Source organism: Enterobacter sp. KB-280D8 (genome assembly GCF_041399405.1).
Taxonomy (GTDB): domain Bacteria; phylum Pseudomonadota; class Gammaproteobacteria; order Enterobacterales; family Enterobacteriaceae; genus Enterobacter; species Enterobacter cloacae_N.
The window spans coordinates 413247-425667 of sequence record NZ_JBGKEC010000002.1 but is presented as its reverse complement, the minus strand read 5'-3'; the positions used below and the strand labels follow the sequence as shown (position 1 = coordinate 425667).

The following is a 12421-nucleotide window of genomic DNA, read 5'->3' as shown; positions in this document are numbered from 1 at the left end:
AAAATTGTATCTTTTTTGTTAAATACGACCTTGTGTGTGCTTGTCTATACAAGTATATCTAAATGCATCATCTGTCCCTTATGAGGAGCACACAATGTCGTCAGGTAAATACCGTCAGCAGGACGTCCGCGCCGCGCGCGGCACCACGCTTACCGCCAAAAGCTGGCTCACCGAAGCCCCGCTGCGCATGTTGATGAACAACCTCGATCCCGAGGTGGCGGAAAATCCCCACGAGCTGGTGGTCTACGGCGGCATAGGCCGCGCCGCGCGCAACTGGGAATGCTATGACGCCATTGTAAAATCCCTGACCGAACTCGAACACGACGAAACCCTGCTGGTGCAGTCCGGCAAGCCGGTTGGCGTGTTCAAAACCCATAAAAACGCGCCGCGTGTGCTGATCGCCAACTCTAACCTGGTGCCGCACTGGGCCACCTGGGAACACTTCAACGAGCTGGATGCGAAAGGGCTGGCGATGTATGGCCAGATGACCGCCGGTAGCTGGATCTACATCGGCAGCCAGGGGATTGTTCAGGGAACCTACGAAACCTTCGTGGAGGCCGGTCGCCAGCACTATAACGGCTCGCTCAAAGGCCGCTGGGTATTGACCGCGGGTCTCGGCGGCATGGGCGGCGCGCAGCCGCTGGCCGCCACGCTTGCCGGCGCCTGCTCGCTGAACATTGAGTGCCAGCAGAGCCGCATTGATTTCCGTCTGCGCACCCGCTACGTCGATGAACAGGCAACCGATCTGGACGATGCGCTGGCGCGCATTAAAAAATACACCGCCGAAGGCAAAGCCGTGTCGATTGCCCTGTGCGGCAACGCGGCGGATATTCTGCCGGAGCTGGTTGCCCGCGGCGTGCGCCCGGATCTCGTCACCGACCAGACCAGCGCCCACGATCCGCTGCACGGCTACCTGCCAAAAGGGTGGGCGTGGGAAGAATACCAGCAAAAAGCGGAGACCGACCCGGAAGGCACCGTGCTTGCCGCGAAACGCTCTATGGCCGAACACGTTTCTGCCATGCTGGCCTTCAGCCAGATGGGGATTCCGACCTTTGACTACGGCAACAACATCCGCCAGATGGCGAAAGAGATGGGCGTGAATAACGCTTTCGACTTCCCCGGCTTCGTGCCTGCCTATATTCGCCCGCTGTTCTGCCGCGGCATCGGCCCGTTCCGCTGGGTTGCCCTGTCCGGCGATCCGCAGGATATCTACAAAACTGATGCCAAAGTGAAGGAGATCGTTGCGGATGACAAACATCTGCACCACTGGCTGGACATGGCCCGCGAGCGCATCAGCTTCCAGGGCCTGCCGGCGCGCATCTGCTGGGTTGGGCTGGAGTGGCGGCAAAAGCTGGGCCTCGCCTTCAACGAAATGGTGCGCAGCGGTGAAGTCTCCGCGCCGATCGTCATTGGCCGCGACCACCTGGACTCCGGCTCCGTTGCCAGCCCGAACCGCGAAACCGAAGCCATGCGCGACGGATCTGACGCGGTCTCCGACTGGCCATTGCTTAATGCCCTGCTGAATACTGCCAGCGGCGCCACCTGGGTCTCGCTGCACCACGGCGGCGGCGTGGGGATGGGCTTCTCCCAGCATTCCGGGATGGTCATCGTCTGTGACGGTACCGATGAAGCTGCCGCGCGTATCGCTCGCGTGCTGCACAACGACCCGGCAACCGGCGTGATGCGTCACGCGGATGCGGGTTACGAGATTGCCATTGACTGTGCCAAAGAGCAGGGGCTGAACCTGCCGATGATCCCTGCCACACAAGGAAAGCATGAATGAACGCCTTAACACTCACTCCCGGCTCGCTGACGCTCAAACAGCTGCGTAACGTCTGGCGTAAACCGGTCACCCTTTCGCTGGATGAAAGCGCTCACGCCGCCATTAATGACAGCGTCGCCTGCGTTGAAGCCATCGTGGCCGAGGGGCGCACCGCCTACGGGATTAACACCGGCTTTGGCCTGCTGGCGCAGACCCGCATCGCCACGCACGATCTGGAAAACTTACAGCGTTCGCTGGTGCTGTCGCACGCGGCGGGCGTGGGTCAGCCGCTGGATGATGAGATTGTCCGCCTGATGATGGTGCTCAAAATCAACAGCCTGGCGCGCGGTTTCTCGGGCATTCGCCTGAGCGTCATCCAGGTGCTGATGGCGCTGGTGAATGCAGAGGTCTACCCGTGGATCCCGGCGAAAGGCTCTGTAGGGGCATCCGGCGACCTCGCGCCGCTGGCGCACATGTCGCTGCTGCTGCTGGGCGAAGGCAAAGCGCGCTGGCAGGGCGAGTGGCTGCCTGCGAAGGAGGCGCTGAAAAAAGCCGGATTAACGCCAATTACGCTGGCGGCGAAAGAGGGGCTGGCACTGCTGAACGGCACTCAGGCATCGACGGCCTTCGCGCTGCGCGGTCTGTTTGAAGCGGAAGATCTGTTTGCCTCGGCGGTAGTGTGCGGTGCGCTGACCACCGAAGCCGTGCTGGGCTCGCGTCGTCCGTTCGACGCCCGCATCCACGCGGTGCGCGGCCAGCGCGGGCAGATTGATGCCGCCGCGATGTACCGCCACGTGCTTACCGACACCAGCGAAATTGCCGATTCACACCATAACTGCGAGAAGGTTCAGGATCCGTATTCCCTGCGCTGCCAGCCGCAGGTGATGGGCGCGTGCCTGACGCAGCTGCGCCAGGCGGCAGAGGTGCTGCTGGTGGAGGCCAACGCGGTGTCCGATAACCCGCTGGTGTTCGCCCAGGAAAACGAGGTGGTCTCCGGAGGCAACTTCCACGCCGAGCCGGTGGCGATGGCGGCGGATAACATCGCGCTGGCGATTGCCGAAGTCGGCGCGTTGTCCGAGCGCCGCATTGCGCTGATGATGGATAAACATATGTCCCAGTTGCCGCCGTTCCTGGTGCGTAATGGTGGGGTCAACTCGGGATTTATGATTGCCCAGGTGACCGCAGCCGCGCTGGCAAGCGAGAACAAAGCCCTGTCGCACCCGCACAGCGTGGACAGCCTGCCGACGTCTGCAAACCAGGAAGATCACGTTTCGATGGCGCCGGCTGCCGGGCGTCGTCTGTGGGAAATGGCCTCCAACACCCGCGGCGTGCTGGCGGTGGAGTGGCTGGCGGCGTGTCAGGGTATCGATCTGCGTGATGGGCTAAAATCCAGCCCGCTGCTGGAGCAGGCGCGTCAGGAACTGCGCGAGCACGTTACGCACTACGATGATGACCGCTTCTTTGCGCCGGATATTGATAAGGCGATGCAGCTTCTGGAAGAGGGGCGGCTGGTGGGGCTGTTGCCGCCGGTGCTGTGATTTTTTGCCCGGTGGCGCTGCGCTTACCGGGCCTACGCGTGCGAAATGTAGGCCGGGTAAGGCGTAGCCGCCACCCGGCTTCTTTTATGAATACATCGCCGTAATCGACGCGCTCCCCAGCGAATGGAAATGCACGTTAAACCCGACCATCGCGCCGCTCGCCTCTTCATCAACCTCAATCTTCTCCACGTCCAGCGCGTGCACCGTGAAGATATAGCGGTGGGTTTCCCCTTTTGGCGGCGCCGCGCCGCCGTAGCCCGCTTTACCAAAATCAGTGCGGGTCTGAATCGCGCCCTCAGGCAGGGCAACCAGATCAGAGCCGGAACCCTGCGGCAGGACGCGCGTGTCGGCGGGCAGGTTCGCTACGATCCAGTGCCACCAGCCGGAGCCGGTCGGCGCGTCCGGGTCGTAGCAGGTCACGACAAAGCTTTTGGTTCCGGCTGGAACCTCGTCCCACGCCAGGTGCGGGGAGATATTATCGCCCTGATACCCCATGCCGTTGAAAACGTGGCGTTCAGGGAGTTTTTCACCGTCGCGCAGATCTTTACTGATGATTTTCATACGGTTTACCCTCGATATTCACTCGTTCAGGAAGTGTAACGCATGGGGTTAAATCGTGAAATGCGCGGGAATGTTAACGGCTGTTACGACCGCGTCGGTTAATTTACGCAGCTGCTCTGGCGTAATGCTATACGGCGGCATCAGGTAGATAAGCCTGCCGAAAGGCCGCACCCAGACGCCCTGGTCCACGAAGAAGCGCTGCAGCGCCGCCATATTCACCGGATGGGTGGTTTCAATCACCCCGATGGCCCCCAGCACGCGCACGTCCGCCACGAAATTCGCACCAGAGGCGGCGCTCAACTCCTCTTTCAGCTGCGCTTCTATCGCCGCAACCTGCGCCTGCCACTCGCCGCTCTCCAGAATCGCAAGGCTTTCACTCGCCACGGCGCAGGCCAGCGGGTTGCCCATAAACGTCGGGCCGTGCATAAAGCAGCCCGCCTCGCCGTCGCTGATGGTGTCGGCAACCTGGCGGGTGGTCAGCGTGGCGGAGAGCGTCATGGTGCCGCCGGTCAGCGCTTTGCCCAGACACAGAATATCCGGCGAAATGCCCGCATGCTCGCAGGCAAACAGCTTGCCGGTGCGGCCAAAGCCGGTGGCGATCTCATCGGCAATCAGCAGAATGCCCTCGCGGTCGCACATCTTGCGAATGCGCCTCAGCCATTCCGGATGGTACATCCGCATCCCGCCTGCGCCCTGCACAATTGGCTCCAGGATCACGGCGGCAATCTCATGACGATGCGCCGCCATCAGCCGCGCGAAACCGACCATATCCATCTCGTTCCACTCGCCGTCGAAGCGGCTCTGCGGGGCAGGGGCAAACAGGTTTTCCGGCAGATACCCCTTCCACAGGCTGTGCATGGAATTGTCCGGATCGCACACCGACATCGCCCCGAAGGTATCCCCGTGATAGCCGTTGCGGAAGGTAAGGAACCGCTGGCGCGCTTCGCCCTTCGCATGCCAGTACTGCAGCGCCATTTTCATCGCCACTTCCACCGCTACCGAGCCGGAATCGGCCAGGAAGACGCACTCCAGCGATTCAGGCGTCATCGCCACCAGGCGACGGCATAAATCCACCGCCGGCTGATGGGTAATCCCGCCAAACATCACGTGCGCCATCTGGTCAATCTGGGCTTTCATTGCCGCGTTCAGGCGCGGGTGGTTGTAGCCGTGAATGGCCGCCCACCAGGAGGACATCCCGTCAACGAGCCGCTCGCCGCTGGCAAGGTGCAGCTCGCAGCCGTGGGCCGAGGCCACCGGATAGACGGGGAGGGGGCGGGTGGTGGAGGTGTAAGGGTGCCAGATATGCTGCTTGTCGAAGGCGAGATCGTCCTGGGTCATAATCGACTTGTAAACCATTTTGAAAAGTTTTAGGTTTACGAGTATAAACCGAACCGAAAATTAACAAAACCCTTTGGAGAAGCCCGATGGCTCACCACGCACGCTGGACGATGTCGCAAGTTACTGAATTATTCAACAAACCTTTCCTTGAGCTGATGTTTGAAGCCCAACAGGTGCATCGTCAGCACTTCGATCCGCGCCATGTTCAGGTCAGCACGCTGCTGTCGATCAAGACCGGCGCCTGTCCTGAAGACTGCAAATATTGCCCGCAGAGCGCGCGCTACAAAACCGGCCTGGAGTCCGAACGGCTGATGGAAGTGGAGCAGGTGCTCGACTCGGCGCGCAAGGCGAAAAACGCTGGCTCGACCCGCTTCTGCATGGGCGCGGCGTGGAAGAACCCGCACGACCGCGACATGCCGTATCTGGAGCAGATGGTGAAGGGCGTGAAGGAGATGGGCCTTGAAGCCTGTATGACGCTTGGCACGCTGAACGAGGAGCAGGCGCAGCGCCTCTCGGCGGCGGGGCTCGATTACTACAACCACAACCTCGATACCTCCCCGGAGTTTTACGGCAACATCATCACCACGCGCACCTACCAGGAGCGCCTGGACACGCTGGACAAAGTGCGTGGAGCGGGGATCAAGGTCTGCTCCGGTGGTATTGTCGGCTTAGGCGAAACGGTGAAAGACCGCGCGGGCCTGCTGCTGCAGCTGGCGAACCTGCCCACCCCGCCGGAAAGCGTGCCGATCAACATGCTGGTGAAGGTCAAAGGCACGCCGCTGGCGGATAATGACGACGTGGATGCGTTTGATTTTATTCGCACCATCGCGGTGGCGCGCATCATGATGCCAACCTCTTACGTCCGCCTTTCTGCGGGCCGCGAGCAGATGAACGAGCAAACCCAGGCGATGTGCTTTATGGCCGGGGCCAACTCCATCTTCTACGGCTGCAAGCTGCTGACCACGCCGAACCCGGAAGAGGACAAAGATGTTCAGCTGTTCCGCAAGCTGGGGCTGAACCCGCACCAGACCGAGGTGCTGACGGGCGATAACGAGCAACAGCAGCAGCTGGAGCAGCAGATTTTTAACGCCGACACCGACCAGTTCTACAACGCGGCAGCCGTATGACCTGGCAGGCACGAATTAATGCCGCGCTGGAAGAACGCCGGGCGGCAGAGGCGTTTCGCGTACGCAGTGTGGTGGAAAACGGCGCGGGCCGTTTTCTGACCCGCGAGGGGCGGCAGTTTTGTAATTTCTCAAGCAATGACTATCTCGGACTGAGCCAGCATCCGGCCATCGTCCGCGCCTGGCAGCAGGGCGCGGAGCGGTTTGGCGTGGGCAGCGGCGGCTCGGGACACGTCAGCGGGTACACCACGGCGCATCAGGCGCTGGAGGAAGAGCTGGCCGACTGGCTTGGCTATTCGCGTGCGCTGCTCTTTATCTCGGGCTTTGCCGCCAATCAGGCGGTCATCGCGGCCCTGATGGGGAAAGAGGACCGCATTGTCGCCGACCGCTTAAGCCACGCCTCGCTGCTTGAGGCGGCAAATTTAAGCCCGGCACAGCTGCGCCGCTTTGCCCATAACGATGCGGGGCAGCTTGCTGCGCTGCTGGATAAACCCTGCGACGGGCAACAGCTGGCGGTCACCGAAGGGGTGTTCAGCATGGACGGCGACAGCGCGCCGCTTGCTGCGCTGCACGAGGCCGCAAAGCGGCAAAACGCCTGGCTGCTGGTGGACGATGCCCACGGGATTGGCGTGATGGGCGATGAAGGTCGCGGCAGCGCATACCAGCAAAACGTGAAGCCCGAGCTGCTGATTGTCACCTTCGGCAAGGGCTTTGGCGCCAGCGGCGCCGCCGTACTGTGCAACGAGTCCGTCGCTGACTATCTGCTGCAGTTTGCCCGGCATTTGATCTACAGCACCAGCATGCCCCCGGCACAGGCCGTGGCGCTGTCTGCGTCGCTGGCGGTGATCCGCAGCGCAGAAGGGGATGAACGTCGCCAGCGGCTGGCAGAGCATATCTCCCGCTTCCGCCAGGGACTGGCGGCGCTGCCCTTCCTCAGTCCAGAGTCGCAGAGCGCCATCCAGCCGGTGATTGTTGGTGAAAACGGCCGCGCGCTGGCGCTGGCACAGGCGCTGCGCGAGCGCGGCATGTGGGTGACCGCCATTCGCCCGCCAACGGTTCCGCCGGGTACCGCACGGCTGCGTTTAACCCTGACGGCGGCGCATGAAGCTCGGGATATCCAGACGCTGCTGGAGGCGCTCCATGACGCCGGTGAATAAACAGGCCGTTGCGGCGGCATTTGGCCGGGCCGCGCGGAGCTATTCTCAGCACGATGAACTGCAGCGCCAGAGCGCGCAGGGGCTCCTCGCCGCGCTTGGCGGGAATCGCTTCCCGCAGGTACTGGACGCCGGCTGTGGTCCCGGCAGCAACAGCCGCTACTGGCGTGAAGCGGGGAGCCAGGTGACGGCCATCGACCTGTCGCCCGCCATGCTGGACGAGGCGCGCCAGCAGCAGGCTGCGCATCACTACCTTGTGGCTGATATCGAGGCTATTCCGCTGGCGGACGCGCAGTTCGATCTGGTCTGGAGCCATCTGGCAGTGCAGTGGTGCAGCAGCCTGGAACAGGCCTTGCGCGAGCTTTATCGCGTTGCGCGACCGGGCGGGAAGGTGGCCTTTACCACCTTGCTGGAAAGCTCGCTGCCGGAGCTAAATCAGGCATGGCAGGCAGTAGATGAGCAACCGCATGCCAACCGCTTCTTATCGCATGACCAGGTGACGGAGGCGCTGGCAGGCTGGCGCTGTCGCAGCACGGTGCAGACCATCACGCTCAATTTTAGCGACGCGTTCAGCGCCATGCGTTCGCTGAAGGGCATCGGCGCTACGCACCTGCACGCCGGGCGGGAGAAAAAACCGCTGACCCGGGGCCAGCTGCAGCGCCTGGAGCTGGCCTGGCCGCAGCAGCGGGGCTTTTTCCCGCTCTCTTATCAACTTTTTCATGGGATTATCGAACGTGACTGAACGTTATTTTGTTACCGGCACGGATACGGAAGTGGGCAAGACGGTTGCCAGCGCGGCCCTTCTGCAGGCGGCGCGAAAGCTTGGGAAAAACACCGCCGGATATAAGCCTGTTGCTTCCGGCAGCGAGATGACGGCGGAAGGGTTACGCAACACCGATGCGCTGGCGCTCCAGCGTAATAGTACCCTTAAGCTTGCCTATTCGGCGGTCAATCCATACACCTTTGCCGAGCCGACCTCGCCGCACATTATCAGCGCCGACGAAGGCCGTCCGATTGAGTTCGCCGTGCTGTCTGCCGGGTTACGGACACTCGAAAGCCAGGCCGACTGGGTGCTGGTGGAAGGCGCGGGCGGTTGGTTTACGCCGCTTTCGGACACGCAGACGTTTGCTGACTGGGTGCAGGCCGAGCGGCTCCCGGTCATTCTGGTTGTCGGCGTTAAGCTGGGCTGCATCAATCACGCTATGCTGACCGCGCAGGCCGTACGGCAGGCCGGGCTGCGTCTGGCGGGCTGGATAGCCAACGACGTAGTTGCGCCGGGGAAACGACATCAGGAGTATCTAGCGACGCTCAGGCGTGTACTTCCCGCCCCGTGCCTTGGGGAAATTCCCTGGCTTGCTGACGGCGCGGAAAATGCCGAAACCGGGCGCTATCTCGACCTCAGCGCCTTGCTTCCCGCGACATCCAGTGGGCAATAAGCTCATCGTTCAGTTCGCTAACGTGGCCGTGCGCCACGTTACGCCCGCGATAAAGCATGCAAAACCGATCCGCCACCCGGCGGATAAACGACAGCTGCTGCTCCGCTAACAGCACCGTCATGCCTAACTCCTGGTTTAAGCGCACCAGCAGCTGCGCCAGCTTCTGGGCAAAGCCGTGTCCCGCGCCGTGCATGGGTTCATCCAGAATCAGCATCCGCGGGCGGTTGACCAGCGCATTCGCCAGCGCGAGCTGATACTGATCCTCCGGCGAAAGGGTGTTGCCTCGCGTCTGACGTCGCGCGTAGAGTTCCGGGAACAGATCGTATACGTCGCTTTTCGCTGCCGGGTCGGGTTTCCCCACCGCCCGCATGGCAATATGCAGATTATCCTCAATCGTCAGCTGAGAAAAAATCCGCCTGTCCTGCGGCACATAGCCTATTCCCGGCCCTGAACGCTCTTCTGACGTCTGGCTGAGCAAATCACGCGGCGGTGCGCCCGCTTCATGCCAGATGATGGTGCCGCTATCGACGGGCACTTTTCCGGTAATGCAGTTCATGAGGGTGGTTTTGCCCATCCCCGGCAGGCCAACGACGCCTGTGCACATCCCTTGCGGAAAATCTAAATCCACGTTCCACAGCGTATGTTGGCTTCCGTAAAACTGATTCACTGCACGCAGACTCAACATCTTTCTCTCCTTAAAAATGTGTCGGTGACGCTCGTTTATGCTTCTGCAAAACCCCTGCCAGAAAGCGTAAATCGATTAAAAAAACGGCTTTTTTTAGGAATAAGCCACCGGTGAATCGTCTAAACGAACGGGGATTGCACATCGGCAGTGCTGGCGATGTTGAATGGTGGTGCAGGACGAAAAATGGCGGAAATGTGAGCAGGATCGCACCGGTTGGTTATGAATGACTCAACTGTTTATCGTCAAAAAATAGCTATAAAAATTTTTTGTTGCCGCCTCGTGGGAAAATCCGGGAATTTGCTGAGCGGCAGTCTGCACGGGCTGGAAGCAGTTATCCACTATTCCTGTGGATAACCATGTGCATTAGAGTTAGAAAACACGCGATAAGCGAGAGAAGACGCGGCTTTCGCCCAAATTGACGCGAAACGCGGCTTTAGAAAATATCCTTTATAATTTAATTGCTTAGATAAAAGCAATTACCGTAATGAAAGTGTCACTCGTTGCCATAAAACTATCATTACCTGGCTTGACAAATGTTAAAAAAGAAAAAGTTCTGGGGATAACCCAGCCTGGCTGGTTTTTTATCTCGTCAGAGCCTAAATTTTGTTCGCTAACGCGCTAATGATTCAGCCGCTACGCTAAATATCCTGACACGCCACTGGTTTTTCATCCAGTGTTTTTTACTGGCATTCCTGGCAACAACGAGTAAAATTACTCACCTGCCGCTTATAACGTCATCAGGTCGTCGCCCATGAGTAAACCGTTCAAACTGAATTCTGCTTTCCGCCCATCAGGCGATCAGCCTGAGGCGATCCGTCGCCTTAAAGAGGGGCTGGAAGACGGGCTGGCGCACCAGACGCTGCTGGGGGTAACCGGCTCGGGCAAAACGTTTACTGTCGCGAACGTGATCGCTGACCTGCAGCGCCCCACGATGGTGCTTGCACCCAACAAAACCCTCGCGGCACAGCTTTACGGCGAGATGAAAGAGTTTTTCCCGGAAAACGCGGTGGAGTATTTCGTCTCCTACTACGATTACTACCAGCCGGAAGCCTATGTGCCGAGCTCTGACACCTTCATCGAGAAGGATGCTTCGGTGAACGAACACATCGAACAGATGCGACTGTCGGCGACCAAGGCGCTGCTTGAGCGTCGCGATGTGGTTGTGGTCGCGTCGGTTTCGGCGATTTACGGCCTGGGCGACCCGGATCTCTACCTGAAGATGATGCTGCACCTGACGCAGGGGATGATCATCGATCAGCGCGCGATTTTGCGCCGTCTGGCCGAGCTGCAATACACCCGTAACGACCAGGCGTTCCAGCGCGGGACGTTCCGCGTGCGCGGTGAGGTGATCGACATTTTCCCTGCGGAATCGGACGATATGGCGCTGCGTGTTGAGCTGTTTGACGAAGAGGTGGAGCGTTTGTCGCTGTTCGACCCGCTGACCGGGCACGTTGAGTCGGTGATCCAGCGTTTTACCATCTACCCTAAAACACACTACGTGACGCCACGCGAGCGTATCGTGCAGGCGATGGAAGAGATCAAAGAGGAGCTGGCAGAACGCCGTAAGGTGCTTCTGGCGAACAATAAGTTGCTGGAAGAGCAGCGCCTGAGCCAGCGCACACAGTTTGATCTGGAGATGATGAACGAGCTGGGCTATTGCTCGGGTATCGAAAACTACTCGCGCTTCCTCTCCGGGCGCGGGCCGGGCGAGCCGCCGCCGACGCTGTTTGACTACCTTCCGGCAGACGGTTTGCTGGTGATCGACGAATCCCACGTCACGATCCCGCAGATCGGCGGGATGTACCGCGGTGACCGCGCGCGTAAAGAGACGCTGGTGGAGTACGGATTCCGCCTGCCGTCAGCGCTCGATAACCGTCCGATGAAGTTTGAAGAGTTTGAGGCGCTGGCGCCGCAAACCATCTACGTGTCGGCCACGCCGGGCAACTACGAGCTGGAGAAATCCGGCGATGAGGTGATTGATCAGGTGGTCCGTCCGACCGGGCTGCTGGATCCGATTATCGAGGTGCGTCCGGTTGCGACCCAGGTGGACGATCTGCTCTCTGAGATCCGGGCCCGTTCCGCCATCAACGAGCGCGTGCTGGTGACCACGCTCACCAAACGAATGGCGGAAGACCTGACCGAGTATCTGGAAGAACACGGTGAGAAGGTGCGCTATCTGCACTCGGATATCGACACCGTGGAGCGTATGGAGATCATCCGCGATCTGCGTCTGGGCGAATTTGACGTGCTGGTGGGGATTAACCTGTTGCGAGAAGGTCTGGATATGCCGGAAGTCTCGCTGGTGGCAATTCTGGACGCCGATAAAGAGGGCTTCCTGCGCTCTGAACGTTCGCTGATCCAGACCATTGGCCGCGCCGCGCGTAACGTCAACGGGAAAGCGATTCTGTACGGTGACAAACTCACCCCGTCGATGGCGAAAGCGATTGGCGAAACGGAACGCCGCCGCGAGAAACAGCAGCGCTATAACGAAGAGCACGGCATCACGCCGCAGGGGCTGAACAAGAAGGTGGTGGATATTCTGGCCCTGGGTCAGAACATTGCGAAGACCAAAGCGAAAGGCCGCGGCAAGGCGCGTTCAGTGGTGGAAGAAGATACCGTCGTGCTGACGCCGAAGGCGCTGCAGCAGAAAATCCACGAGCTGGAAGGGCAGATGATGCAGCACGCGCAGAACCTGGAGTTCGAAGAGGCGGCGCAGATCCGCGACCAGCTTCATCAGCTGCGGGATCTTTTCATCGCGGCATCGTGAGTAAGCGTTGTTTTCTCCCTCTCTCAGTGGGAGAGGGCCGGGGTGAGGGCATCAGG

Annotated in this window: 10 protein-coding genes; 7 read left to right on the top strand and 3 right to left on the bottom strand. The window is 60.3% G+C overall.

All coding sequences use genetic code 11. The features are described from left to right. Positions 1-94 precede the first annotated feature (94 nt). Both hutU and hutH read left to right on the top strand, forming a co-directional pair. Positions 95-1783 (top strand): urocanate hydratase, encoded by a 1689-nt coding sequence (gene hutU, locus AB8818_RS07475; protein WP_163330761.1) that lies wholly within the window; start codon positions 95-97, stop codon positions 1781-1783. Further along, positions 1780-3300 (top strand): histidine ammonia-lyase, encoded by a 1521-nt coding sequence (hutH, locus tag AB8818_RS07470; protein ID WP_192982865.1) that lies wholly within the window; start codon positions 1780-1782, stop codon positions 3298-3300. Before hutU ends, hutH begins: the two co-directional genes overlap by 4 nt. Positions 3301-3384: 84 nt before the next feature. Here the strand turns inward: hutH and AB8818_RS07465 are convergent, their stop codons facing one another. Then, entirely contained in the window at positions 3385-3861 is a 477-nt protein-coding gene (locus AB8818_RS07465; protein WP_116343361.1) for a kinase inhibitor, read from the bottom strand. Between the two features lie 48 nt (positions 3862-3909). Then, on the bottom strand, positions 3910-5217 hold the full coding sequence (bioA, locus tag AB8818_RS07460) for an adenosylmethionine--8-amino-7-oxononanoate transaminase (protein ID WP_192982868.1): 1308 nt from the start codon (positions 5215-5217) through the stop codon (positions 3910-3912). Positions 5218-5285: 68 nt separating this feature from the next. Here bioA and bioB point away from each other — a divergent pair, with 68 nt between their 5' ends. Genes bioB through bioD form a run of 4 tightly spaced genes read left to right on the top strand, consistent with a single transcriptional unit; the run spans position 5286 to position 8913 of the window. Then, entirely contained in the window at positions 5286-6326 is a 1041-nt protein-coding gene (gene bioB / locus AB8818_RS07455; protein ID WP_116343363.1) for a biotin synthase BioB, read from the top strand. Then, the gene (bioF, locus tag AB8818_RS07450) at positions 6323-7480 is read left to right on the top strand and encodes an 8-amino-7-oxononanoate synthase (protein ID WP_192982871.1); all 1158 of its coding nucleotides are present in this window, start codon (positions 6323-6325) and stop codon (positions 7478-7480) included. Before bioB ends, bioF begins: the two co-directional genes overlap by 4 nt. Further along, positions 7464-8219, top strand: a complete 756-nt coding sequence (bioC, locus tag AB8818_RS07445) for a malonyl-ACP O-methyltransferase BioC (protein WP_192982874.1) — start codon at positions 7464-7466, stop codon at positions 8217-8219. Before bioF ends, bioC begins: the two co-directional genes overlap by 17 nt. Continuing rightward, positions 8212-8913, top strand: a complete 702-nt coding sequence (gene bioD / locus AB8818_RS07440; RefSeq protein WP_192982878.1) for a dethiobiotin synthase — start codon at positions 8212-8214, stop codon at positions 8911-8913. Before bioC ends, bioD begins: the two co-directional genes overlap by 8 nt. Here bioD and AB8818_RS07435 read toward each other — a convergent pair. Then, a complete protein-coding gene (locus AB8818_RS07435) occupies positions 8876-9598 on the bottom strand; it encodes an ABC transporter ATP-binding protein (RefSeq protein ID WP_192982881.1) in 723 nt (240 codons plus the stop codon). The genes bioD and AB8818_RS07435 overlap by 38 nt on opposite strands. A 751-nt stretch (positions 9599-10349) precedes the next feature. Between AB8818_RS07435 and uvrB the strand changes: the two genes are divergently transcribed. Continuing rightward, entirely contained in the window at positions 10350-12365 is a 2016-nt protein-coding gene (gene uvrB / locus AB8818_RS07430; RefSeq protein ID WP_192982884.1) for an excinuclease ABC subunit UvrB, read from the top strand. The last annotated feature ends 56 nt before the right edge of the window (positions 12366-12421 follow it).

Excerpts from the sequence above, each read along its gene's own strand:
- AB8818_RS07465 (WP_116343361.1), bottom strand. The coding sequence starts at position 3,861 with ATGAAAATCATCAGTAAAGATCTGCGCGACGGTGAAAAACTCCCTGAA.
- hutH (WP_192982865.1), top strand. The coding sequence starts at position 1,780 with ATGAACGCCTTAACACTCACTCCCGGCTCGCTGACGCTCAAACAGCTG.
- bioF (WP_192982871.1), top strand. The coding sequence starts at position 6,323 with ATGACCTGGCAGGCACGAATTAATGCCGCGCTGGAAGAACGCCGGGCG.
- bioA (WP_192982868.1), bottom strand. The coding sequence starts at position 5,217 with ATGGTTTACAAGTCGATTATGACCCAGGACGATCTCGCCTTCGACAAG.
- AB8818_RS07435 (WP_192982881.1), bottom strand. The coding sequence starts at position 9,598 with ATGTTGAGTCTGCGTGCAGTGAATCAGTTTTACGGAAGCCAACATACG.
- hutU (WP_163330761.1), top strand. The coding sequence starts at position 95 with ATGTCGTCAGGTAAATACCGTCAGCAGGACGTCCGCGCCGCGCGCGGC.
- bioC (WP_192982874.1), top strand. The coding sequence starts at position 7,464 with ATGACGCCGGTGAATAAACAGGCCGTTGCGGCGGCATTTGGCCGGGCC.
- uvrB (WP_192982884.1), top strand. The coding sequence starts at position 10,350 with ATGAGTAAACCGTTCAAACTGAATTCTGCTTTCCGCCCATCAGGCGAT.
- bioB (WP_116343363.1), top strand. The coding sequence starts at position 5,286 with ATGGCTCACCACGCACGCTGGACGATGTCGCAAGTTACTGAATTATTC.